Origin of the sequence: Desulfomicrobium macestii (assembly GCF_014873765.1) — a bacterium.
GTDB classification, from domain to species: Bacteria; Desulfobacterota; Desulfovibrionia; order Desulfovibrionales; family Desulfomicrobiaceae; genus Desulfomicrobium; species Desulfomicrobium macestii.
The window spans coordinates 68,584-91,201 of record NZ_JADBGG010000001.1 but is presented as its reverse complement, the minus strand read 5'-3'; the positions used below and the strand labels follow the sequence as shown (position 1 = coordinate 91,201).

Sequence of the window (22,618 nt, the reverse complement as noted above, 5' to 3'; positions counted from 1 at the left end):
CCGGCCGCCTCATCAAGGAAATTCATGAAACGAGAATTCTTGAACGAACCCTGGCGCAAGATCGCCAGCCGCCGCAGACTCCTACTCCTCATCCTGGTCCTGACTCCGGCCCTGGTTGCCGCAAGCGTCATGGGATCGCTGCTCCCGCATCGCGGCACCACCTACCTCGAAGCGAGCATCATTTTTGTCTACTGCGTGCTCTTCATCTGGATCTCGCTCGGATTCTGGACCGCCCTGGCCGGATTCTGGACCCTGCTCAAGAAAGACGACCGCTTCGCCGTGACGCGCTCACGCGGGGAACTCGACGCGCCCATCCGCGCGCACGTCAAAATCGCCATCCTCTTCCCAGTCTGCAACGAAGATCCGGAACGGATCATGGCCGGCATCCAGGCCGTCTGGCGATCCCTGGTCAGACTCGGCGCGGCGGACAGGTTCGACATTCACATCCTGAGCGACTCAAACGATCCCGACCGCTGGGTGCAGGAAGAGGCGGCCTGGAACAGGCTGTGCGAAGATCTCGGTGCGCATGGGCACATCTTCTACCGTCGCCGCCGCATCAACCTGAAGCGCAAAAGCGGCAACGTCGCCGATTTCTGCCGTCGCCACGGGGCCCATTACACCTACATGATCGTCTTTGACGCCGACTCCGTCATGTCCGGGGAAACGCTCATCCGCATGGTGCGCATCATGGAACGCAGGCGGAACGTCGGTATCCTGCAGACCGCTCCGGCCTGCACGGGGCGCGAGACCCTCATCGCCCGCGCCCAGCAGTTCGCCAACCGGGCCTACGGCCCCATGTACGCGGCAGGACTGCACCACTGGTTCCTGGGAGACGCACAGTTCTGGGGCCACAACGCCATCATCAGGGTCAAGCCATTCATCAAGCATTGCGCCCTTTCGCGCTTGCCGGGCAAGCCGCCGCTCGGCGGCGACATCCTGTCCCATGACTTCGTGGAATCAGCCCTCATGCGCCGCGCGGGATACTCCGTCTGGCTGGCCTACGATCTGGAAGGCAGCTACGAGGAAGTCCCACCCAACCTGCTGACCGAGCTCAAACGCGACCGCCGCTGGTGCCAGGGCAACCTGCAGCATCTGCGACTGGTCTTCACCCGCGGCATCTTTCCCGGCCATCGCGCCCTGTTTCTGAACGGTGTCATGGCCTACGGCTCGGCCCTGCTCTGGTTCCTGTTTCTGGCACTGGCCACTGCCGAAGCAATCTCCGAGGCCCTGATCCAGCCCGACTATTTCACCCCGGCCAAGTCCCTCTTTCCCGTCTGGCCTGTCTGGGACCCTATGCCGGCCCTGACCCTGCTGGCCGCGACAGGCGTCATCCTTTTCCTGCCCAAGGTCTGCGCCCTGCTCCTGGCCCTGATCAAGGGTCGCCGTAAACAGTTCGGAGGATTCTTCGCCCTGTGCGGCAGCATCCTGACGGAGGTGGTGCTGTCCACGCTGCTCGCTCCGGTGCGCATGCTCTTTCACAGCAAGTACGTCTTTTTGACCCTCATGGGCATGGGCATAGGCTGGGGCACACAGCAGCGCGACGACGAAGGCACGCGCTTCTGGGACGCACTGCGCTTCCACGGCGGCGGCACGCTGCTGGGCCTCGTCTGGGGTGCGACCATGTTTCAGATCAACCGGGTCTTTTTCTGGTGGAGCTCGCCCCTGGTCTTCTCCCTCTTGCTCTCCATACCGGTGTCCATGCTCACCAGCCGCGCCGAACTGGGCCGTTTTTTCCGCGCCATGCGGATCTTCAAGACGCCGGAAGAAGTCCGTCTCCCGCGCGAGTACGAGGACATTGAACGCTACATGCAGAGCATCGCCGAAGACAGATCCGGCTTCGGCATTCCAGCCGAGGAAGGTTTCCTGAGAGCGGCCGTGATCCCGGGCGTCAACACCCTGCACCGCACCCTGCTGCGCGGCCCCCGCGCCCTGGCACCCGAGATAGAGGCGCGCCGCGACGCCATCCTTGAAAAAGCCATGGACAACGGCCCTCAGGCCCTTTGCAAAAAGGAAAAGAAGGAACTGCTGTACGACGCGCGACGCATGAAAAGGCTCCACGAACACATCTGGGAACTGCCTCAGGACGAGCTGGAAAGACGCTGGAAAGTCAGGCTGGATTGATTCGAAGGCAAGAAAACACAGAAGCCACAAAACAACTCTTCAGCTGACCACGTTATTTCATAGGTCCTATAGGCCCCATAAGTCCTATAGGACCTATTCTTTTTCCATGGCACCTACTCTGCACCTGGCAACTTCTGTTATTTCATAGGTCCCATAAGTCCTATAGGGCCTATTCTTTTTCCATGGCGCCTACTCTGCGCCTGGCAAGTTCTTCAGTCTTGCACCCCTTCCTGCCCTGGTCGTCATAAGGCCCAAAAAAAGCCCCGCGTGAGCGGGGCTTGAAAAAAGGATGGGATTGCTCCCTCCTTTTGGAATCTTTTTTAACTAGTTGGCGCTGGCCTTGAATTCATCGCGTCTGTTCTTGGACCAGGCTTCCTCGTTGGAACCCTGAACAGCGGGGTATTCTTCGCCGTAGCTGATGATCTGCAGCTTGGACGAATCAATTCCCAAAAGAACGAGAAACTCATAGGCAGCACGGGCTCTGCGTTCGCCAAGAGCCAAGTTGTACTCGTTGGTTCCGCGTTCGTCGCAATGTCCTTCGATCAGCAGGGACAATGCCGGATTGGCCTTCAACAGCTCGGCCTTCTCCGTCAAAACCTGGCGGGATTCCTGAGTCAACTCATTGGAATCAAAAGCAAAATAAATCTTGTCTGCACCGATCTTTTCGATAGCCTGACGCTGCAGTTCAGCAAGGCGCTGCGCTTCGAGCTGCTCCGCCGTCAAGCCACCCTGAGCACCGGAACCGTCTCCAGCACCAGCAGCGGTCGCGCCGGCAGGGGTGGAGCTCACTTTTTTGGAGCAACCGCCAGCCATGGCCAAACAAAAAACCAAAACGATCAATCCAAAAACGCCTAACTTCTTCATAACTTCCTCCATTAACGAAAAAAAAAACACGCCTCTGCCATTATAATTTCCCCCAGGCCGGAGAAGTTGCTTCCCCAGGTCCGGTTGGAATCAAGATCGGTTCGTCTCCATGCTTGGTGGTCAGATAGATCTTGCTCGGACCGGATCTGGTTGAAGCAAAAGCTATGAAATAACCATCGGGAGACCAAGTGGGATCTTCATCACTACCGGGGCCAAATGTCAACTGGCGCTCGCGCCCGGAAGCCAAATCCACCAAAAATAACTTATGTTTACCGTTCACCATCTGGGCAAAAACAACCTGGGAACCATCGGGACTGATGCTTGGGCCGGTGTTGTATTTTCCGGTCAGGGAGATGCGCTTGCTAGTACCATTCACCAGATTTTTCAAGAACACATGTGGATTCCCCAACCTATTGGAAACAAAAACCATTTTTTCTCCGGACCGATCAAAATCCGGCCCGATGTCTATGCCCCAGTTTTCTTCCAGGGCGCGCACGACCTTGTACTCGGAATTGAGTTCATAAATATCCGGGTTACCGCGCATATCAAGACTGATCGCCACGTTTCCGGCCTTGGTGAAGGCCGGCGCTATCAGCGTGTTTCCGGGAAGTCTCTTCTTCTCCAGGGATCTGGTCTGCCGATCCCAGACGCACAGATTGTGATATTTCTTGTCCAGAAAGACAAAGACCAGCTTTTGCCCGTCGTGAGACCAGGCGGGACTGACGGCAATGCCATCGAGGTTGGTGATTTTTTGCAGATTGAGGCCCTGGGCCGTGGCCATGTAGACCTGTTTGCGCTGCCCTTCCTTCTTGATGAAGGCGATGTTCGAGCGGAAAAAATCCCCCTGCCCGGTCAGCGCTTCCATGAGGTCCGCGCAAAAGCGGGCGGCCACCTCGGGAATCTGCTGCTTGTTGGCCACGCCGTAACCTTTGCCCACGATCAGGCGGCCGGTGTAGACCTCGTAGGCACGCAGCTCCACTTCTCCGACTCCGCCGGGACGCGGGGCCCAGGCAGCAGTGACCAGCACGTCCGTACGCGAGAGCTGAAACTTGTTGAAGTCAATGCTCTGCGCGACATAGCCGCCCGGATTGGGACCGCCGACGATATCCTTGCCGGAAAGCATGTTAAAAAAAGGCAGGAAGGCGCAGTTGGCATGGATGCGCTGCTGCAATTCCGCCGGAGCGTTTTCGGGAATGCCTCCCACCGGCCCAGACCCGTCCTTGGACAGGGCCTCGGCCACGAAAAGATTCACCCGGGACTGACCCGGTCCATAGATGTCGATGTTCAGCACTCCGGCGGCCAGCACGGGACCGGAGAAAACGAACAGCGCTAGCAGAATGAGAAGGATTTTTTTGATCAAGGCAGTCTCCTGCTCAATTTTCCGTATTATAAAAAGTTATGACCAAAGTCGCATCCAGAGTTTCCGGCAATGGAGGCAACTTCTTGGTGTCCTCGATGGCGCGCATTACCGACGCGTCAAAATCGGATCGTCCGGATCCGTTCAACATGCGCGCTCCAAGAATTTCTCCGCCCTTGTTCACTTTGAGTTCCACCGTCGTGGCCAGGACGACATTCGACAACCTGGGGAATCTCCAATTCTGGCGGATGGCCCGCACGACCTGCGTGGCGTAGAATTGATCCAGGCTGCCGGAGGAAACCCCTTCGCCGTCCCCATCCTCGGCCGTTCCGTCCCCGCGCGTGCCGCGCCCCGAGACTTCCCGTCCAAGATCGGCCAGGGCGTCCGCCAAGGCGTCCTTGGAACCACTCTTGTTACCCTTGGCCGCACCTTCCGTGCCGCTTGAGGAAGAAGACTTGGCGACCTTGGTCGCATCGCCCAGAGCCTGCGCCAGAATTTCTTCCTTGGTAGGCTTCTTTTCGACCTTGGGTTCGCTTTTCGGCTCTTCCTTGGCGGTCTTCTTGGGTTCTTCCTTTTTGGGCTCTTCCTTCTTGGGAGCTTCCTTCTTGGGCTCAGGCTTTTTCGGTTCCTCGGGCTTGGCCTCGGCCACCTTGGTGGCGTTCACCGTGTCCGAGGGAATCGCCTTGGCCGTTTCGCTTGGCGCAGCCTTCTTGTCCGGTTTTTTCGGCTCATCCGGAGCCTTGACCGCCTTGGCATCCTTGGGAACGGGCTTTTGAGGGCTCGCTTCCTTCTCGTCAGCCTTTTTTGGCGCGCTCTTGGCGCCGGGCTTGCCCTTGTTCGGAGGACCGACCAGGTCGACCTCGTACATTCTTTTGTTCAGATTAAGTTTTATGTGGGTGTCCGTGGACACATAGGCTCCGCCGAGCAGCACGATCAAATGCAGCACAATGGAGAAAACCCAACTCAAATGACGCAGCGAATTAAACACTTAAACGCCTTATCCTAGGGGTTCTCTTCCTCAGGTTCCGCGACGACTCCAAGCTTTTGCACGCCTGCAGCCCTGACTTCCGCCATCACCTTGACGACCACGCCGTATGCGACATCCTTGTCGGCCTGCAGATAGAGCAGTTTTCCTTTCTCAAATTCCATTCTCTTGAGATAATTACCGAGTTCGTCGACCTTGACCTCATACTTGTCGAGCTTGATGGTCCCGTCCTTGAGCACGTGCAACACCACGGTGTCGCTGTCCTCGGGCAGGGTCTCGACCGCTTTTGTCTCAGGCAGGTCGACTTCGACGCCCTGTGTCAGCATGGGCGCCGTCACCATGAAAATGATGAGCAGCACCAGCATGACGTCCACAAAGGGCGTGACGTTGATCTCCGCCAAAAAGCCTTTTCCCGAATTTACCTGCATGATTTATTCACTCCGCTTGTTCATCCATGGGAGTTCAAGCTGGGCGCGATTCAGAAATTCGCTGGCGAAGCACTCCATCTCCGTATGCACGGTGGTGATCATGCCCAGAAAGGTATTGTAGGCGATGGTCGCCGGAATGGCCACGGCCAGACCGATGGCGGTGGCCACCAGAGCCTCGGAGATGCCGGGCGCGACTGCGGCCAGCGCCGCCGTCTTCATCTGGCCGATGGCGTGAAATGAGTTCATGATGCCCCAGACTGTGCCGAAAAGCCCGATGAACGGGGCCGCATTGGCGCATGTCGCCAAAAACGACAAGGACCGGGACATCTCCCCAAGCCCCTCGCTCACCCCCTGTTCGAGCACCCGGCGCAAATTGTCGCCGGCGACGCGGAACTTCAGGTTGGGATGAATCACGGATTGCTCCAGACGACGAAATTCCTGCAGCCCCCGCTTGGCGATGGGATACAGGGCCGAGTTGCCCTGCTCACGCAGGGTCTGCACACCGTCGGCCAGGTTGGTGGCGTTCTGGAATAGCGCACGCTCGCGCAGGGCCTTGCGCCGTCCGACATTGATCTGAATTATCTTGAAGAAAATGATCGACCAACTGATGAGCGACATGATGGCCAGTAGGCCCATGACGCCCTGCACAACCACGGTCGCATTGGAAATCATGTCCCAGAAACCCATCTGCGACATGCCGCCAAGCTGAGTGGCGGCTCCCAGGGATTGAATGGAATCAATCGGCTGCGTAACATTCATCTGCTCAACAACGCCCGTCTGAGCTACTGCGTCCATATCTGTCACCTTTTACACTACGAGATTTAACAGGGCACAACAAATTCTTGGTTCACTACAGGTAAAGACTCCGGGACACAAGAGCCCAGGCATCCCCGTCCGCCTGCCGATACTCTTCGGGGGTCATGCCGCACCCAAGGGCGATCTTGCGGCGCAGCTCCGCGCAGACCAGATCGCGTGGAGCGTGGGCGTCGTTGTTGACCACCATCCTGGCGCCATGCGCACGGGCCAGGGCCAGGACATGTCCGTTGGTGTATCCGTGTCCGGCCCGGGTCGTGATTTCGAGCAGCACGCCCTTTTCCGCCGCGAGCCGGACCTCTTCCGCCGTAATCAGTCCGGGATGGGCCAGCACGTCAACCCCGGCCTCGATGGCCGCGAGATTCGTGCCAGTCTCCACCGGCTCGACGATGGTCTCTCCATGAACCACGACAATTCCCGCGCCCAGGGCGCGGGCGCGCCGCACCTCCTGCTCCATGAGAGCGGGCGGTACGTGCGTCAGCTCGACCCCGGCCACGATGACGATATCCATGTAGATGGAATACTCCTTCGCCATGGCGGCCACGCGCGGCAGCACGAAGTCCATGTTGGAGGCGTCGGCGTGATCGGTGATGGCCAGCGCCCGATACCCGGCCACCTTGGCCCGGCGAGCCAGCTCGGCCGGGACCAGCTCCCCGTCGCTGAAGCTCGAATGGGTGTGCAGATCGATCACGGGCGCATCACATCTTGTATTTGAGATCGTCCAGGCTGTACTTGGAAAGGATATCCGTCCACTTGTCGCTGTCCTCGCCCGTGACAACCTCCTGAAAAGCGCCTTTCTGCAGGGTCTTGTTCAGAGCGATGACTTCCTCCGAGACACGGATGGGCACCTGGGCTCTTAGTGCCAATGCGATGGAGTCCGAGGGGCGGCAATCGACGCGACGTTCGCCGGTCTCGCCTTGCAGCACAAGCTCGGCGTAATACGTACCTTCGTGGATGGAGATGATCTCCACCGCGACCAGCCGCGTTTCCATCTTTTCCAGTATGCCCAGGATCAGATCATGCGTCATGGGCCGCGGCACGGCGACCTTGTTCAGGGCCATGGAAATGGACATGGCCTCCATGGCGCCGATCCAGATGGGAAAAATGATATCTTCCGAAGTATCCTTTAAAATGAGGATCGGCATCTGCGAATCCTCGTCCAATGCCAGTCCGAAAACTATCATGTCTACCACGGTTCACCTCGAATCTCTCCCACGAGGGAGTGTTTCTTCGCGTCCACGATGCGCACGCGAACCATTCTGCCTGTCAGGCAAGGTATGGGCGATGAGAAATTGACAATCCGTCCGCCCCCGTCACGGCCTCTCCAAAAAATATGTTCACTGTCCTGCATCTTGCTCGGCCCTTCGACCAACACCTCGGCTTCCGCCCCCACCTGCGCGGCCAACTCCTCGACGGTGATCCGGTCCTGCATTTCCTGCAATACCGCCAGGCGTCGCGACTTCTCCTCTTCGGGAACCTTGAAGTCCATCTTCTCGGCCCGCACCCCGGGCCGGTCCGAGTATTTGAAGGAGAAGCTCGACTCATACCGCACTTCGCGCATGAGTTCCAGGGTATCTTCAAAATCCTGAAGAGTCTCCCCCGGGAATCCGACAATGATGTCGGTGGTCAGGGTAATCTGCGGGCAAACCCGGCGCAGCTCCCGGATCGTGTCCAGATAGCGCGCCTTGGTGTATTTGCGCCCCATGGCCTTCAGAACCGCATCGGACCCCGACTGCACGGGCAGATGCAGCTGGGGGCAAAGATTGGGCAGCTTGCCGAAAGCGGTTACGACCTCGGGGGCGATGTCCTTGGGGTGCGATGTCGTGAATTTCAGACGCATGAGACCCGGAATGGCGGAAATCCGCTCCAGCAGGGACGCAAAGGATGTTCCATCGCCATGCTTGTCCTGGCCGTAGCTGTTCACGTTCTGCCCCAACAGGGTCAGCTCGCGGGCGCCACGCCGCACCAGGGCTTCGCATTCGGCCACGACGGCGTCCGAGCCGCGCGACTTCTGCCGTCCTCTGGTGAAGGGCACGATGCAGTAGGTGCAGAAATTGTCGCACCCCTGCATGATGTTCACGAAGGCCTGAGCCTGTACCGTGCCGCCTTCGGGCTGTTCGCGTTCGGGGTAATGGTCCAGGAAATCCAGCAGGCTTATGCGCAGTGCCGGGTCCGCGACCAGACGCTCCAGGGCCTGGGGCACCATGGCGGTTCCGTCGGTTCCGAAAACCAGACGGACGAATGGAAAGCGATTCCAGAATTCCTCGCCGATCTGCTGGGCCACGCAGCCGCCAACGGCCACGAAAGCCTCCGGGTTCCGATCAGTGTAGCTCTTCAGGCGGCCGAGCAGGGAGTACACTTTCTGCTCGGGCTTTTCCCGCACGCTGCACGTGGTGACCACGAAAATTTGAGCGTCTGCTTCAGACGCCTCTGTCCAGCCTCTGGAGACCAGGGATTGGGTCAACCAGTCGGCATCAGCCACATTCATCTGGCAACCGAAAGTCAGTATGTGAAACCTCACGAAAAAGGGTAGCCTCCTCAATTATGCGTTGCGCATTGCTATGAACGTTTTTTTGACCCAGTCAACTGATTTTGGGGTCATTTCTGCGAACGGTCACGGGTCTGCTCGTCGATCCATTGCAAAAAGGGCGTGTGTCCTTGGTCCAGGGCCACTGCCACGATACAAGGTACTTCATAAGGATGCAGGCCCAGAACGCAAGCCTTGAGCGGTTCGAACAGGGCCGAGTCGGTTTTGGCCAGCGCAGCCACCTCGGTCTCGTGTTGAATTTCGTCTTCCCACCAGTACATGGATTCCACCCGCGGCAGGATGTTCACGCAGGCGACCAGACGCTGTTCGAGCAGGGCGCGCCCTATCCGCGTGGCCGTCTTCTCCTCCGGGAAGGTCATGTAAACCAGAATCTGTTCCATTCTTGCCTCCATGCAAAAAACTTGAGGTTGCGAAAAAAAACTGTCAGGCAAGGCTCGGCGTCTTCAGACCCGTCCGCATCTGGGAGCATCGCATGAGAGTTTCATCCATCACCGCACGCGCCCGAGCCGTTCGCGAGCGGCTGGCCCGGCGCTATCCCGCGCCCCGGACCGAGCTTTCCTGGTCCACCCCGTGGGAGCTGCTCGTGGCCACGATCCTGTCGGCCCAGTGCACGGACGCGCGGGTCAACATGGTCACGCCCGGTCTCTTTGCCACCTGGAAAACCGTGGAACAGATGGCCAAGGCCGACCCCGCGCAGATCGAGGGAGTCATCCGCTCCACCGGCTTTTTCCGCAACAAGGCCAAGAACCTGCACGCCTCGGCAGTGCGCATCGTGACGGAATTCGGCGGCCAGGTGCCGCGCACCATGGAAGAGATGCTGACCCTGGCCGGTGTCGCCCGCAAGACGGCCAACGTCGTCCTGTCCAACGCCTTCGGCGTGCACGCGGGCATCGCCGTGGACACCCATGTCAAACGGATCAGCTTTCGCCTCGGGTTGACCCGGCAAACCAACCCGGACAAGGTCGAACAGGACCTGCTCAAACTTTTCCCGCAGGACAGCTGGGGCGCGGTAAACCATTATCTCGTCCTGTTCGGCCGGGAGGTCTGCACCGCCCGCAAGCCAAACTGCGAAGCCTGCGAACTCGCCGACCTTTGCCCGCGGACCGGAGTCACCTCCCGCTCCGCTTCACCCACAACGAAACACAAAGCGTGAACATGCACATCGGAAAATTCAGCATACACAATACGGACGGCAAGGCCCGCGCAGGGGAACTGCACACCGCCCACGGCGTCATTCCCACTCCCATCTTCATGCCCGTGGGCACCCAGGGCACGGTCAAGGCGGTCTGCCCCCAGGATTTGAAAGACCTCGGCGCGCGCATCATCCTCGGCAACACCTATCATCTGTACCTGCGGCCCAATGACGAGATGATCGCCCGCCGGGGCGGACTGCACAAATTCATGAACTGGGACCGCCCCATCCTGACCGACTCCGGCGGATTCCAGGTCTTCAGCCTCTCGGGGCTACGCAAGCTGAGCGAGGACGGGGTGACCTTCTCCTCGCACATCGACGGTTCCAAGCACGTATTCACTCCCGAGAAGGTCGTCTCCATCCAGAAAAACCTGGGTTCGGACATCATGATGGTGCTCGATGAATGCGTGCCCTACGGCGCGGATCACGAATACACCAAGAAATCATTGGGCCTGACCACCCGCTGGGCCGCGCGCTGCCGCGCCGCCTATCCGCAGGGCAGCGGGGACCAGCTTCTCTTCGGCATCGGTCAGGGCGGATTCTTCAAGGACCTGCGGGAAGAGAGCATCCGTCAGCTCCTGGACATCCCCTTCGACGGCTACGCGCTGGGAGGCCTGAGCGTAGGGGAATCCAAGGCCGAGATGATGGACATTCTCTACCACAGCGCCCCGCTCCTGCCGGCAGACAAGCCCCGCTACCTGATGGGCGTGGGCACTCCGCTGGACATAGTGCGCGGCATCGACGCCGGCATCGACATGTTCGATTGCGTCATGCCCACCCGCAACGCACGCAACGGAACCCTGTTCACATCCCAGGGCAAGGTCAACATCAAGCGGGCCCAGTACACCGAAGACGACAGCCCCCTTGACCCCGAATGCTCCTGCTACACCTGCCGAAACTTCAGCAAGGCCTATCTGCGTCACCTTTATCAGGCCCAGGAAATTTTGTCATATCGCCTCAACACCATCCACAACCTGGCATTTTTCCTGACCGTGGTCACGGATGCCAGAAAGGCCATCGAGGAAGGCACATTTCAGGCCTACAAGGCGCGCTTCGAGAATATCTACGACACGTAGGCGTCACGGCTAATAGTCCGCTTCCAGGAGATGGGAATCCGCACTTAAAAAATGGATTCCCGCCTACGCGGGAATGACGTTCAGGTTCCATCGCAACATTTTTGCGGTGGGTACAAACGCAGCGGAAATACATGCCCCTCCGGACAAAATCCAAGGCGGGTCGGTCCGGGGGCATGACCGGGGCGGCTGCCTGACCGAGCCAGGCATCGTTTACCGCATCATTGCTCCCCTGCCCGAAGCACCGTATCATGCTCCTTCACGCAACGATGCGTTTTTGGGCAACAGGCGAAAAGCAATTCATCGCACGAAGCTCAAGGCGGATCGGTCCGGGGGCATGGCCGGGTCGGCTGTCTGACCGAGCCAGGCATCGTTTGCCGCATCATTGCTCCCCCGCCCGAAGCGCCGCAGCGTGTTCATGCACGCAATGATGCGTTTTTGGGCAACTGGCGAAAAGTAATTCGCCGTGCGAAGCTCAAGGCGGGTCGGTCCGGGGGCATGGCCGGGTCGGCTGTCTGACCGAGCCAGGCATCGTTTGCCGCATCATTGCTCCCCCGCCCGAAGCGCCGTAGAAGATTCATGCACGCAATGATGCGGCTCTACGAGCCCGGCGAGGGAGTTCCGGCCCGGCCATGCCCCCGGACCGACCCGCCGCTCTGCGATCAACAGAACCTATTCTTTCATTACATTCCAACAAGGAGGCCCACATGCTCAAGGATCTGACCCTCAAAAGTCGCAGCTACCGCAGATTCGACAACTCCGTTGCCATCCCCATGGCCACCCTGGAGGAACTCGTCGACCTGGCCGGGATATGCCCTTCCGCAGCCAACAAGCAGCCCCTGCGCTTCATTTTGTGCAACTCGCCTCAGGACAACGAAGCCATCTTCGACTGTCTGAAATGGGCCGCCTACCTGAAGGATTGGGACGGCCCCGCGCCGACGGAGCGTCCCTCGGCCTATATCGTCATGCTCAACACGGCCAAGGACTGGGATTTCGCCAAATTCGACCTGGGCATCATGGCCCAGACCATGATGCTGGGCGCTGTGGAAAAGGGATTTGGCGGATGCATGATCGGGGCAATCGACCGCGACAGGCTGCGCGCGCATTTATCCCTGCCGCCGGAGCTTGAAATCAGTCTGGTGCTGGCCCTTGGAAAACCCGCCGAAGACGTGCGCATCGTGGACATGCCCGCGGACGGGTCGGTCAAGTATTACCGGGACGAAGCAGGGGTGCATTACGTTCCCAAACGCAGTCGCGACGAGCTTGTCCTGCAAAAAACAGAAAAATGACAAAAAAAAGCCGCAAGCCCTCCGAAATGGAAAGGCTTGCGGCCATGAACTCCGCTCAACGACGCATCCTACCCCTTGCGGGAAATCAGCTCTCCAAGTCGATAGGAATCAAGGGTCTGCATGAGCACGTTGCTGGCTTCTATCCAGACGAACTGCGTCACGCATTCGCCCGCCAGGGAACATTCCCCGCAAATTGGCTCCCCCTCGGCGCACTGGGTCAGGGCCACTTTCTCTTCCAGGGCGCGGACCACGTCGCCGACCGTGACGTCCATGGCGGGCTTGGCCAGCTTGTGCCCGCCAAAAGGACCGCGTTTGCTCTCGATGAGCCCCCCACGTCGAAGCCCCGTGATCAATTTTTCAATATATTTCTGAGAAATATTCTGCCGCCTGGCGATGTCTGTCGTGTTGACCCAACCCTTGTCCTGATTCAAGGCAATATCGAGCAGCAGTCGAGTTCCATACCGGCTTCGCGTGGTCAAGCGCATGCGGTCCTCCAAATTTTCAAGATCTAGCCGTCGCCTCCGGATTTTCCGGACTCATTCTGGCCACCATTCACCCGATTTTCCGCTCGTACATGCTTTCTGGGCAAAACCACCCGGAATTCGGTTCCCTCACCCGGCGTCGAATCGACGTGGATCTGTCCGCCATGCTGATGAACGACATCATTTGCTATATAAAGCCCAAGCCCCGTCCCCTTGCTACCCTTGGAAGAGAAAAACAAGGAAAACATTTTTTCCTGCGTGGAACGATCCATTCCCGGGCCGTTGTCTCTAATGACGAACGAAACGCTGTCCTTGCCGCCCTCGATCAGGAAGGAGACAATGTGCCGATCCTTGCCTTCATCCTCGATGCACGCGTCCACCGCATTCTCGAGAATGTTGACCAGACCGGCGGAGATGACTTCCGGATCAATTTCAAAACGCCCCAGCTGGCCGTGAAATTCCTTTTGAAAACGGACATCGTGCTTGGTGGCCTTGGGTTCGACGAAATTGGCCACCCCGTCGCCGAAGCTCTGAACGTCAATGAGCTGGATGTTGAGATCCCTGTCCTTGGAATAATAAAGCATCTCCAGAACGGAATTGCGAATCCGGGAGATCATCAGCTTGACACGCTCGGCGCCGTTGGTCACGAGCTCCAGGTCCTGGTTCTGGATACCCTTTTCCAGCCGGTACAGCCCGCCGTCGAGAGCAGTCAGCATGCCGCGCACGCCATGCGAGATGGAACCGATGAAAAGTCCGAGTGAAGTCAGGCGGTCCTGCAGTTCGCGGATCTGCGTAATGTCCGTGGCAAGTTCCATGACTTCATGAATCTCACCCTTCTCGTCGCGCAAGGGTGCGGTCAGGGTCAGCACTACCTTCTGCTGACCGCCACGCGTGGTGACGACTTCTTCGGTCTGATGCACCATGCCGTCACGAAAGGTTTCCTCCACGGGGCACTGCGGGCAGGGATGGGTGCGATGCTTGTAGATCTCATAGCAGCGCTCGCCAAGGCAGGATCCGAAATCAAGCTTGAATTGCCTGTTGGCCCTCACTATGCGGCGGTCCCTGTTCTGGACCGAGATGTAACAGGGGACTTCATCGAAAAGCTGACGACAAAGCTGATGACTTGATTCGAGGATCTTGCCCTTTTCCTTCAGGATCCCGTTTTCCTGCTGAAGGTCCAGAAAAGTCAGAGCCCGGTCCAGGCTGACGCGCAGGGCCCTCTCCGACACCGGTTTGTAGAGGAAATCCGAAGCTCCATCGGCCAGAAAATCCAGGCCCAACTCGTATTCGCCTTCGGGAACCAGGACGATGATGCGCACTTCAGGATAACCGGCGCGAAGCCGCCTCAGCAGTTCCTGCCCGAGCCGGCAGTCGCAGATCCCCATAACCGCCAGACGCGGTCGAACCAGGCCCACGGTGACAAGAGCGTCGTCATAATCGCAGTTGGATGACTGATAGCCGTATTCGCTCAAGATATGCGCCAGGACCCTGCCGTGTTCAGGATCCTGGGTTATGATCACGATGGATTCGGAAATTACGATGTCATGCATATGTTTTGCCACAAAAAACCCTTGCACGTTTCACCTAGGCTCCCGGGCAAGGGTTTTTCAAGTTTGAGTTGCGGCTAACCAATCGTTTCCTTGATGACCTTCAGGAGATCTTCGCGATCGAAAGGCTTGGTAAAGGAAGCCACGGCCTTCTGAATTGCGTATTTGTTCCCGGAAAGACCGCTGATGACGATCACGGGGATGTTGCTGCATTCCTCGTCCTGACTCAATTCACGGTAAAAACGCGGACCCCATTCCTTTGGCATCTCAAGATCCAAAGTGATCAAATCGGGCTTCTCAGCCTTGACCACGGCCAAGGCATCGGCTCCGTCGGCAGCCTTGCAGGTGGCGTAGCCTGCGTCCTGAAAAATGTCTTCCAGATACGTGACGATGTTGGGATCGTCATCAATGATCAGAATCTTCTTGCCCATCATACACCCCCAATCATGATTACACGTTACACAGTTTGAATTTTATCCGGACGATTGACCGAAGCAACGGGACAGGTGGCGCGCAGCAACACCTGCTCCAGGGTATGTCCAAACGCGGAATCCTCGTCGCCGACATCCTTGGAATGATGCGCCATGACGATCAGGTCGGCCTGCTTCTCTCTGGCATACTTGACGATTTCGACATACGGGATGCCTTCCCAGATGTCGGCCGTTACATTCTTGAAATCTCCGGTCTGGATGAGATACTTGCGACGCATCCGGTCCCTGGCCTCGATCATCTGGTCATCAAGCTGCTTCTGGGAAATGAGACTGTGTGTGGAACCGATGTCGATGGCATGGAAAACGTGCAGCTTGGCATCCAGTTCCTTGGCCGTGTTGAGAGCGAACTTGAAAGCATGCTCGGACGCCTTGGAAAAGTCCGCGCCAAAGACGATATTGGTGAAACCACCCCAAAAAGAGGCCACGGGACGGTTGACTACCAGGACCGGAGCCTTGGAGGCCTTGGCCACACGCTGCAGGGTGGAGCCGGCGAAGTGACGCTGATAGGCATCGGCATCGGCTTCGCACCCGGTGGTGCTCGCACCCATGACGATCAGATCCACGTCTTCCTGACGAGCCTTGCGCAGCACCTCGCGATGCGGAATGCCTACGGCGGTTTCGATCTCGCAATCGACCCCGCTCTTCATTTGACGGTCATAGGTATTGGCCAGTTCATCCTTGACCCACAATGTATAATCCTCGTCCAACTCCACCTTTTCGCCGGTTCGCACGTCGACAACGACCTGACTGAAGCCACGACTGGGCACGCCCAGCACATGATGGACAAAAAGCTTGGCATTATAACGCGCTGCCAAATCGAACGCGACACGCGCTGCGGCATCACAACAGGGAGAGCCGGAGGTGGCGAACAGAATCTTTGTAAACATATGTCAACTCCCGTTCTGTTTGCGGCATGCCGCCTTTCATGGCGGCATGCCGTTGTCTGGACAGACTTATTCCTGCGGCAAGAGATGCTCCGGAACAACCAGCATCTTGATCAGAAGCGGCTTCAGGAAGCTCCAGCGAATGCCGATCTCGAACTCCTCTTCCAGATCTCGGATGGCATCCCAACAGTTGTGGCAGGGGGCGATAACGAACTTCGCTCCCGTGGCCAGAATCTGCTCACGCTTCATCTTCAGCGCGACGTTGCGCTGTTTCCGATAGCGTCCGATACCATTGAACCCGCCACCACCGCCACAACAATAGTTGTGCTCCTTGTTGGGGGACATCTCGCGGAAGTCTTCCGCGATATGCTTCATGATGATTCGACCGCAGTCACGCAGTCCCGCATTACGCACATAGTTGCAGGAATCCTGCAGCGTGACGGGCTCTTTTATCCTCTTGGCCGGATCGATCTTGAGCTTGCCTGTTTCGAGAGCTTCGGCCACCCACTCGACGTAGTGCAGGCACTCCACGGGCGGTTGCCCATCCGGCCGTCCGGCCCAGTACGGACCTTCGATGACCGTGGCACGATAGGCGTGACCGCATTCGGTCGCGACCATGCGTTTGGGACGCAGGCGCTCCATGGCGCCGTAAACGGTTTCAACCTGCATCTTGCAGGCTTCCCAGTCACCGGCGAACATGGAGAGGCTGGTCATCTCCCAGCCCTCGGAGGGCATGGTCCAATTCTCACCGGCCACGTGAAACAGGATGGCCGCCTCGACTATGTCTTCAGGGTAATGCTTGGCCTCGCGGGCGTTGATCATGTAGACGATGTCGGCATCTTCCTTGTCCACCGGAATCTCCAGACAAGGCCATTCCTCCAGCGCTTCGTCCACCATCCATTCGCAGGTATCCACGAACTCCTCGACGGTGACGTCCATCTGGGCGCGGAAGAGGCGATGCATGCCGGAACCGATCTTGAGTTCCCACGGCACGAAACCCTGGGAGTGCAGCAGTCCGCGCAGGTAGCCGAACATGACGCCCATGTCGATGCCGTAGGGGCAAAAGGATCCGCAACGGTTGCAGCAGGTGCACTTGGACCAGGCCGTATCCATGCACATGCGCATGAATTCGTTGGTCACGTTGCCCTTCTTCTTGACGATTTCGCCAAGGGTGGACTGAATCTTGTACGAGGGGACCTGCTTGGGGTCACGCCCGTTCACGCTGTACAGAAAGCAGCTGTCGGCACAGAGCCCGCAATGGGCGCAGATATCCAGCCAGGTTTTGGTTCGTGACTTCATGGTCTTCTGGATGGTCGCCCAAAGCTTCTCGGCATCCACATCCAACTGTTCCATTTCCGCATAGTATTTCTTGCCGTTGCTGTCCGCCAAGAGGGCGTCGAGGTCCTCTCGGGTGGCAACGGGTCTCTTATTACAAATTGTACCTTCGGGCATATCGTATTCCTCTTGGCTTACCAGTCAAAATTGGACTTCATTCCGCCGCGCTTGATCCCGAAATCCATGCCGATCTGAATGCGCGTACAGAAAATGAGCGCAATGTGAGACAGCTTGGTGAAGGGAGCGGCCAGCAGCACAATCACGCCGCAGAGCACGTGCAGGGTGATCCAGAACGAATAGTTTGCGGTATGGTAGGTGGCGATGATGCCGGAGCCCAGCAGGGTCAGAATCAGCACCAGCAGCATGATATCCTTGATGTCGGTCAGGATGCGCACTTCCGGCAGAAGCAGACGGCGCACGGCGATACCAAGGCCGGCCAGAAAGGCCGCAATGGCCAGAACATCCGCGAGCAGTTGCGGCATTGCCGGCCAATCGATCCCAAGGCCGTTTCTGATCATGACCGCGTGTCCTTCCAGGAACAGGGGCACGATGACAAGGCCGATGTGAAAGACGAAGAACATGATCGTAAAGATGGGCTTGGCTCTCCAGCTGTACGTCCCGAAAGGCAACAGCCAGCGATAAACGGACCGGAAAGCGCCCTTGAGGCCGTAGCCCATGTGCGGTTTGTAGGCCACACGGTCCAGTCTCCAGTCGAGACCCATGAAATACATCACCACCCGGGCGGCCAAGCCGACAAAGAATACCGCAAAGGCAATCCAGAGCAGCGGACCAGTCAATATCTCATACATAGATTACTCCTTCATTGGTCGGATAAGGCCCGAGCCTATTCTTCTTCCGTGTCAGCGAACTTGTCCACGTCCCTCTCGGACACGAACAGCCAGAAGGCCACGAATGCCACCAGACCAACGCCCATACCCACATAGGCCATGCCTTTGGTCCAGAACATGAAGTCATGAAGCGTCATGAATTCCATTTTTCCGCCTCCTTTAGTGCGCGCCCTTGAATTCAGGGTGTTCATGCAGGATCGGCAGCTTGTTCAGGCAGATCCGCAACACGGTGATTTCAAGGGTGACGATGAATACGGTGATCATGATCTCTTCCCAGGAAGGGACATAACGTAACTCGGACGGAAGCTGCCAGTTGAAGGCCACCAGCGAGATATTGAGCCTGTTGAGCACAATGCCCAGCACGGTGACGATGGACGCATAGAAGGCCAGCTTCTGGTTCTTTTCACGCGCCGCGACCGCGTACATCATGCAGGGAACGAGTACGAAACCGAACATTTCGACCAGGAACCAGGTGCCCCAGCCCGTTGCGAGATGGTGCCAGTTGTTGTCCAGTGCCACGCCGATCCACTTCAGGTTGAAGTAGGCGAAGAGGACCACGGCTGCGGCCTTGGCAAAACCCAGAGTCACGCCAGGGGCTTCCTTGATGTGAGTCTCGTCCATCTTGTGATGCAGGAACTTGTGCGACAGCCCACCTTCGAAAATGACCATGGAAAGGCCGGCCGGGATGCTCGACAGGAAGAAGAAGAGCGTCAGATAGGGCGAATACCACAGCGGGTGCAGCTTGGAAGGTGCGAGCAGGTACAGTCCGCCCAGCGAAGACTGGTGCAGGGTGGACAGGACAACGCCGAAGATGGTCAGCACCAGGGTCAGGCTATGCGCCCAGAACCGGAGCTTCTTCCAGCGCAGGGTTTCCCACAGCGCGGGCGAGAATTCGATGGCCAGGACAGTAAGATACAGGGCCACACACAGACCTACCTCGAAAAGGAAGGAAGTGGGACCGGGATAGATGGTCAGCGGATAGGGCAGCCGGTAATAGCGGCCCAGGTCGTAGAGCAGGGCGAAGACGACGAATGCGTAGCCCAGAAATGCGGTGGTGATGGCCGGGCGCACCGCGGAATGGTATTTCTTCATGCCGAAGAGATACACGGCGGCGGAGGTCGTGTATCCGCCGGCGGCCAGGGCCACGCCGCAGAGCAGGTCGAATCCGATCCAGATGCCCCAGGGATTGTCGTCGGTCAGGTTGGTCACCGACCCGATGCCCATGGTGAATCTCTTCACTGTCAGAGCCAGGCCGACGGCCAGGATGACGGCGGTCAGTATATTCGCCGGAGTCCAGAATGTCTTGTTTGGTGTGGTGTGGTGAGACATCAACACTCCTCCTTATTGCTCGCTCGGATCAGCGGGAGTTTCGGCCTTGAGCCGTGCCTCTTCCGCTTCCTTGAGCGCTTTTTTCACTTCACGATCAATGGCGGACTGCTTTTCGCGTTCCGCCTTGTCCATGGCCGCTTTCGCCTTCTTCGCCGCTTCGGCCTGCGCCTCGGCCACGGCTTCCGCCACGGCATGGTGCTGCTCTTCCTCGGCAATCTTGTCCCGGCGCTTGGTCAAGGCGTAGGCTCCAGTCAGAAACACGGGCCACAGACCGACGATGGCCGGAACAATGGACAGTGCGCCGGAAGTGAGTTCCGGAGCAGGAGTGATGCCCAGATCCTCGCGCATGCCGATTTTTTCGAACGGCACGCCGGAAATGTACATCCAGCTCGTTCCGCCCATTTCGCGTTCACCGTAGATGTGATCGACGTAATTGTTCGGGTGCTTGCGGATGCGTTCCCGGGCAATGTTCAGCAGATCCTCACGACGGCCGAAGACCAGGGCGCCTTTGGGGCAGTCTTCGACACATCCCGGGAGCTTGCCCTCTTCGATCCGCGGCTGGCACATGGTGCACTTACGTACCCGGGGCGTGATGGGATCATGATATTCGTAAGTCGGAACTTCAAAAGGACAGGCGATCATGCAGTAACGACAGCCCACGCACTTGGAGGCGTCATAACTGACCGCGCCGGTCTTGTCCTTGACGAAGGCGCCGACAAAACAGGCCGAAGCGCAGGCAGGCTCAAGACAATGATTGCACTGCTGCTTGCGATATACCGGCTTGTTGCCGATTTCGTACTTGTTGACCACGGTGAAGGTGTCGTGATGCGTACGCCGTCTCTTGTCCAATACTGTCAGGTCATCGAAGGGGACCGGCTGTGCGGGCAATTCGTTGACCTTGTTGCATGCGGCTTCGCATTTTCTGCAGCCGATGCACTTGGTGCTGTCGAACAGGACCCCGAAACTTTCGGGATATCCCTTAAAATGGTGTGTTCCACCGGCTGTGGCCGAAGACGCCGCCAAACAGGCTCCTGCGCCAGCCAGCATGCCAATGAATTTTCTGCGTTTCATAGTAGCTCCTCGTTATTGCGACCTTCCGGGCAGGTTATTGCTTTACGGCATGACATTCCGCGCAGGCAGTGGCCGCCGGCTTCTGGATGCCCATTTCGCTATGACAACCAATGCATTGCTGGTGATAGGCGGTCTTCAGATCAGGCTTGGCTCCACCCTGGGCACTCGCGACCTTGCCATGGCAACTGACGCACTTGGGAGGATTGGCCGAAGCGGGGCTGTTGTGATGACAGCCGGAACAGACAGCGTTGGGACTGGAGTGGAAATACGCAGCCATGGCGTCGTCCTTCATGCCATCCATGATCTTCTGCACGATCTTGCGATGCGGGAACTTGCTGACCTCGTACTCGTTTGCCAGGACGCCGATCTCGACGATCTCGGGAATCTCGTTGACCTTGATTTCAGGATCGGTCTTGACGCGGGTGTTCATCAACATCGCGGCGGTGTTGTTCCGGGCGTTCTTGTCATTGACCAGTTCGGCCCCGGGCGTGATGTCGACATGACACTTGGCGCAACTGGCATCGGTGCCCTGACCGGTTCTGCCCATGAACGTATGGCATCCGGCGCACTCAGGTTTGGCCTGAGACTTGGCATGACATCCCACGCAACTGGCCTGGGCGGTCACGCGGTGCATGGCCTGCTCGGTAGTTACGAATCCGCCCTCTTCCTTGCCCAGCGAAGTGTGGCACTGCGAACAGGGGATCACGCCCTTGGAAGAAGCGTTGTGATGGCAGACCGAGCAATTCTCGTTCTTTTCTTCGTGCAGCTTGTGATTGAAAGCTACGGCACTGACCAGTTTGGGCTCGGTTCCGGCCTTGGCCGTGGCGGCCATGAGCAGCGCATAATCGGTCTGTCCGGCTTCAAGCCTTGGCACATCCGCGACCTTCTTGAATCCGGCGCGAACACCGGCGTCGTGACAGCCGGCGCACTCCACGGGACCGGTAGGCTGCTTGGCCTTGCCGATTTCCATATGGCAGGACATGCATTTTTCATGTGCCTGATCCTTGTTCTCGGCAAAGGCGAGATTGCGCTCTTCGGGCTTGTCCTGGGAGTGGCACTTGGAGCAGTTCTCCTTCTGCCCCGGGGCAGGAAGAACCATCTTCGAGGACGAGTGACGGTAATGAAGGGATTTATCAAACGAGATCAAAGTCCGTGACGACTCCGTGGGCCCAGCGTGACAGGTCCGGCACTGTTCGCTGCCGGGACCGCTTTTCTTGCCGGCCTTGGTCGTATCCGTGTGACACTTGATACAGTTGTCGTGATAAATGGCCTTGATTTCCGCGGCATTCGTATCTTCCTGACGCTTGAACTTGGCCGTGACCGTATTGCCGGTCACAGTGTGGCATGATTCGCACTTGCCCTCCACAGCCTTGGTGTGCTTGTCGTGCTCGAACTGGACCACAGGATAATCGAGATCACCGAATTTCTTGAGCGTGTCGATGGAAATCAGATCCGCGCCCATCGTCTTCGTTTCGATCGATGCCTGTTTTCCCCCAAGAGCGTTCAGACCGAATCCAGCCACAGCCATGCTTACGCACAGGATTCCAACCCATCGCAGCATTGGTCTTCCCTTCTCCATGTGAAAATTCCTTTGTTGAAATCCGCTCCGGAAAATTCCGGAAACCTCCCAAGCCCGGAGGCTGCGCCCCCCAGCACCTTCCTTGAAAAGAAAAAATCAAACCCGGTGCATTTGACGCATGAGGTCCGCGAAAAAGGTCTCGAGACTAAGCAGACCATTTGGGTATGATTTATTCCGACCTAGGAGGTATAGAATTACGACAACCTCGTCAATAGCTAATCCATTTTTTCACAATCACTTGAGATTGCTGACTTCCACTGCCAAGTGGCGTTCCTTAGCAATCAAAAGCAACAACAACTCACCGTATTTATGAATTTTCTTATCTGAACTTTGTAGCTACAAAGAGTGAAAAAAATCGTCAATGCCGTGCGGAGGGATGGTC

The 22,618-nt window shown here is 57.8% G+C and carries 23 protein-coding genes; 4 read left to right on the top strand and 19 right to left on the bottom strand.

The window, feature by feature from the left end; translation table 11 throughout:
* Nucleotides 1-24: 24 nt before the first annotated feature.
* Entirely contained in the window at nt 25-2,121 is a 2,097-nt protein-coding gene (gene mdoH, locus H4684_RS00430; protein WP_192622482.1) for a glucans biosynthesis glucosyltransferase MdoH, read from the top strand.
* A 324-nt stretch (nt 2,122-2,445) separates the two neighbouring features.
* Here the strand turns inward: mdoH and pal are convergent, their stop codons facing one another.
* The 9 genes from pal to cutA all read right to left on the bottom strand — a co-directional run bounded on the left by pal (nt 2,446) and on the right by cutA (nt 9,496).
* Nucleotides 2,446-2,985, bottom strand: coding sequence for a peptidoglycan-associated lipoprotein Pal (gene pal, locus H4684_RS00425; protein ID WP_092188324.1), 540 nt, complete (start codon nt 2,983-2,985; stop codon nt 2,446-2,448).
* A 40-nt stretch (nt 2,986-3,025) separates the two neighbouring features.
* On the bottom strand, nt 3,026-4,345 hold the full coding sequence (locus tag H4684_RS00420) for a PD40 domain-containing protein (RefSeq protein ID WP_192622481.1): 1,320 nt from the start codon (nt 4,343-4,345) through the stop codon (nt 3,026-3,028).
* A 13-nt stretch (nt 4,346-4,358) separates the two neighbouring features.
* Nucleotides 4,359-5,330 (bottom strand): cell envelope integrity protein TolA, encoded by a 972-nt coding sequence (locus H4684_RS00415; RefSeq protein WP_092188328.1) that lies wholly within the window; start codon nt 5,328-5,330, stop codon nt 4,359-4,361.
* A gap of 14 nt (nt 5,331-5,344) precedes the next feature.
* Complete coding sequence (locus H4684_RS00410) at nt 5,345-5,755, bottom strand: ExbD/TolR family protein (RefSeq protein WP_015772810.1); 411 nt, start codon at nt 5,753-5,755, stop codon at nt 5,345-5,347.
* Nucleotides 5,756-5,758: 3 nt separating this feature from the next.
* Nucleotides 5,759-6,550 (bottom strand): MotA/TolQ/ExbB proton channel family protein, encoded by a 792-nt coding sequence (locus H4684_RS00405; RefSeq protein WP_092188330.1) that lies wholly within the window; start codon nt 6,548-6,550, stop codon nt 5,759-5,761.
* A 55-nt stretch (nt 6,551-6,605) separates the two neighbouring features.
* Entirely contained in the window at nt 6,606-7,259 is a 654-nt protein-coding gene (locus tag H4684_RS00400) for a histidinol phosphate phosphatase domain-containing protein (RefSeq protein ID WP_092188331.1), read from the bottom strand.
* A 7-nt stretch (nt 7,260-7,266) separates the two neighbouring features.
* Nucleotides 7,267-7,761, bottom strand: a complete 495-nt coding sequence (locus tag H4684_RS00395) for a bifunctional nuclease family protein (protein ID WP_092188333.1) — start codon at nt 7,759-7,761, stop codon at nt 7,267-7,269.
* A complete protein-coding gene (miaB, locus tag H4684_RS00390; protein WP_092188335.1) occupies nt 7,755-9,089 on the bottom strand; it encodes a tRNA (N6-isopentenyl adenosine(37)-C2)-methylthiotransferase MiaB in 1,335 nt (444 codons plus the stop codon). Before miaB ends, H4684_RS00395 begins: the two co-directional genes overlap by 7 nt.
* Before the next feature lie 77 nt (nt 9,090-9,166).
* Nucleotides 9,167-9,496, bottom strand: a complete 330-nt coding sequence (cutA, locus tag H4684_RS00385) for a divalent-cation tolerance protein CutA (protein WP_092188336.1) — start codon at nt 9,494-9,496, stop codon at nt 9,167-9,169.
* A gap of 92 nt (nt 9,497-9,588) precedes the next feature.
* On the opposite strand from cutA, the gene nth reads away from it, so the two are divergent.
* The 3 genes from nth (at nt 9,589) to H4684_RS00370 (ending at nt 12,670) form a co-directional block, all read left to right on the top strand.
* A complete protein-coding gene (gene nth, locus H4684_RS00380) occupies nt 9,589-10,269 on the top strand; it encodes an endonuclease III (protein WP_092188338.1) in 681 nt (226 codons plus the stop codon).
* Between the two features lie 2 nt (nt 10,270-10,271).
* Nucleotides 10,272-11,384, top strand: a complete 1,113-nt coding sequence (gene tgt / locus H4684_RS00375; RefSeq protein ID WP_092188339.1) for a tRNA guanosine(34) transglycosylase Tgt — start codon at nt 10,272-10,274, stop codon at nt 11,382-11,384.
* Nucleotides 11,385-12,088: 704 nt separating this feature from the next.
* A complete protein-coding gene (locus tag H4684_RS00370) occupies nt 12,089-12,670 on the top strand; it encodes a nitroreductase family protein (RefSeq protein WP_192622480.1) in 582 nt (193 codons plus the stop codon).
* Nucleotides 12,671-12,738: 68 nt separating this feature from the next.
* Here H4684_RS00370 and H4684_RS00365 read toward each other — a convergent pair whose 3' ends face one another.
* The 10 genes from H4684_RS00365 to hmcA all read right to left on the bottom strand — a co-directional run bounded on the left by H4684_RS00365 (nt 12,739) and on the right by hmcA (nt 22,236).
* Nucleotides 12,739-13,155, bottom strand: coding sequence for an RrF2 family transcriptional regulator (locus tag H4684_RS00365; RefSeq protein WP_092188342.1), 417 nt, complete (start codon nt 13,153-13,155; stop codon nt 12,739-12,741).
* Nucleotides 13,156-13,178: 23 nt separating this feature from the next.
* Entirely contained in the window at nt 13,179-14,702 is a 1,524-nt protein-coding gene (locus H4684_RS00360) for a hybrid sensor histidine kinase/response regulator (RefSeq protein ID WP_092188344.1), read from the bottom strand.
* 74 nt (nt 14,703-14,776) lie between these two features.
* Nucleotides 14,777-15,130, bottom strand: coding sequence for a DVU0259 family response regulator domain-containing protein (divK, locus tag H4684_RS00355; RefSeq protein WP_092189498.1), 354 nt, complete (start codon nt 15,128-15,130; stop codon nt 14,777-14,779).
* A 26-nt stretch (nt 15,131-15,156) separates the two neighbouring features.
* Nucleotides 15,157-16,077 carry a universal stress protein gene (locus H4684_RS00350; RefSeq protein WP_092188346.1) on the bottom strand — a complete coding sequence of 307 codons (921 nt, stop codon included), beginning with the start codon at nt 16,075-16,077 and terminating at the stop codon, nt 15,157-15,159.
* Nucleotides 16,078-16,143: 66 nt separating this feature from the next.
* Nucleotides 16,144-17,526: a sulfate respiration complex iron-sulfur protein HmcF gene (gene hmcF / locus H4684_RS00345; RefSeq protein ID WP_092188348.1), complete on the bottom strand. Its 1,383-nt coding sequence runs from the start codon at nt 17,524-17,526 to the stop codon at nt 16,144-16,146.
* A 17-nt stretch (nt 17,527-17,543) separates the two neighbouring features.
* Nucleotides 17,544-18,218, bottom strand: coding sequence for a sulfate respiration complex protein HmcE (gene hmcE, locus H4684_RS00340; protein WP_192622479.1), 675 nt, complete (start codon nt 18,216-18,218; stop codon nt 17,544-17,546).
* A gap of 35 nt (nt 18,219-18,253) precedes the next feature.
* The gene (gene hmcD / locus H4684_RS00335) at nt 18,254-18,403 is read right to left on the bottom strand and encodes a sulfate respiration complex protein HmcD (RefSeq protein WP_092188352.1); all 150 of its coding nucleotides are present in this window, start codon (nt 18,401-18,403) and stop codon (nt 18,254-18,256) included.
* 13 nt (nt 18,404-18,416) lie between these two features.
* Nucleotides 18,417-19,586 (bottom strand): sulfate respiration complex protein HmcC, encoded by a 1,170-nt coding sequence (hmcC, locus tag H4684_RS00330; protein ID WP_092188354.1) that lies wholly within the window; start codon nt 19,584-19,586, stop codon nt 18,417-18,419.
* 12 nt (nt 19,587-19,598) lie between these two features.
* The gene (gene hmcB, locus H4684_RS00325) at nt 19,599-20,657 is read right to left on the bottom strand and encodes a sulfate respiration complex iron-sulfur protein HmcB (protein ID WP_092188356.1); all 1,059 of its coding nucleotides are present in this window, start codon (nt 20,655-20,657) and stop codon (nt 19,599-19,601) included.
* Between the two features lie 34 nt (nt 20,658-20,691).
* Complete coding sequence (hmcA, locus tag H4684_RS00320) at nt 20,692-22,236, bottom strand: sulfate respiration complex hexadecaheme cytochrome HmcA (RefSeq protein ID WP_407644761.1); 1,545 nt, start codon at nt 22,234-22,236, stop codon at nt 20,692-20,694.
* Nucleotides 22,237-22,618 lie beyond the last annotated feature (382 nt).

Bases quoted from the DNA above. Each gene is read 5' to 3' on its own strand.
- cutA (WP_092188336.1), bottom strand. From the start codon at position 9,496: ATGGAACAGATTCTGGTTTACATGACCTTCCCGGAGGAGAAGACGGCC.
- nth (WP_092188338.1), top strand. From the start codon at position 9,589: ATGAGAGTTTCATCCATCACCGCACGCGCCCGAGCCGTTCGCGAGCGG.
- mdoH (WP_192622482.1), top strand. From the start codon at position 25: ATGAAACGAGAATTCTTGAACGAACCCTGGCGCAAGATCGCCAGCCGC.
- hmcC (WP_092188354.1), bottom strand. From the start codon at position 19,586: ATGTCTCACCACACCACACCAAACAAGACATTCTGGACTCCGGCGAAT.
- hmcD (WP_092188352.1), bottom strand. From the start codon at position 18,403: ATGGAATTCATGACGCTTCATGACTTCATGTTCTGGACCAAAGGCATG.
- pal (WP_092188324.1), bottom strand. From the start codon at position 2,985: ATGAAGAAGTTAGGCGTTTTTGGATTGATCGTTTTGGTTTTTTGTTTG.
- hmcB (WP_092188356.1), bottom strand. From the start codon at position 20,657: ATGAAACGCAGAAAATTCATTGGCATGCTGGCTGGCGCAGGAGCCTGT.
- tgt (WP_092188339.1), top strand. From the start codon at position 10,272: ATGCACATCGGAAAATTCAGCATACACAATACGGACGGCAAGGCCCGC.
- H4684_RS00350 (WP_092188346.1), bottom strand. From the start codon at position 16,077: ATGTTTACAAAGATTCTGTTCGCCACCTCCGGCTCTCCCTGTTGTGAT.
- H4684_RS00405 (WP_092188330.1), bottom strand. From the start codon at position 6,550: ATGGACGCAGTAGCTCAGACGGGCGTTGTTGAGCAGATGAATGTTACG.
- H4684_RS00410 (WP_015772810.1), bottom strand. From the start codon at position 5,755: ATGCAGGTAAATTCGGGAAAAGGCTTTTTGGCGGAGATCAACGTCACG.
- hmcF (WP_092188348.1), bottom strand. From the start codon at position 17,526: ATGCCCGAAGGTACAATTTGTAATAAGAGACCCGTTGCCACCCGAGAG.
- hmcE (WP_192622479.1), bottom strand. From the start codon at position 18,218: ATGTATGAGATATTGACTGGTCCGCTGCTCTGGATTGCCTTTGCGGTA.
- H4684_RS00365 (WP_092188342.1), bottom strand. From the start codon at position 13,155: ATGCGCTTGACCACGCGAAGCCGGTATGGAACTCGACTGCTGCTCGAT.
- H4684_RS00370 (WP_192622480.1), top strand. From the start codon at position 12,089: ATGCTCAAGGATCTGACCCTCAAAAGTCGCAGCTACCGCAGATTCGAC.
- hmcA (WP_407644761.1), bottom strand. From the start codon at position 22,236: ATGGAGAAGGGAAGACCAATGCTGCGATGGGTTGGAATCCTGTGCGTA.
- H4684_RS00360 (WP_092188344.1), bottom strand. From the start codon at position 14,702: ATGCATGACATCGTAATTTCCGAATCCATCGTGATCATAACCCAGGAT.
- divK (WP_092189498.1), bottom strand. From the start codon at position 15,130: ATGGGCAAGAAGATTCTGATCATTGATGACGATCCCAACATCGTCACG.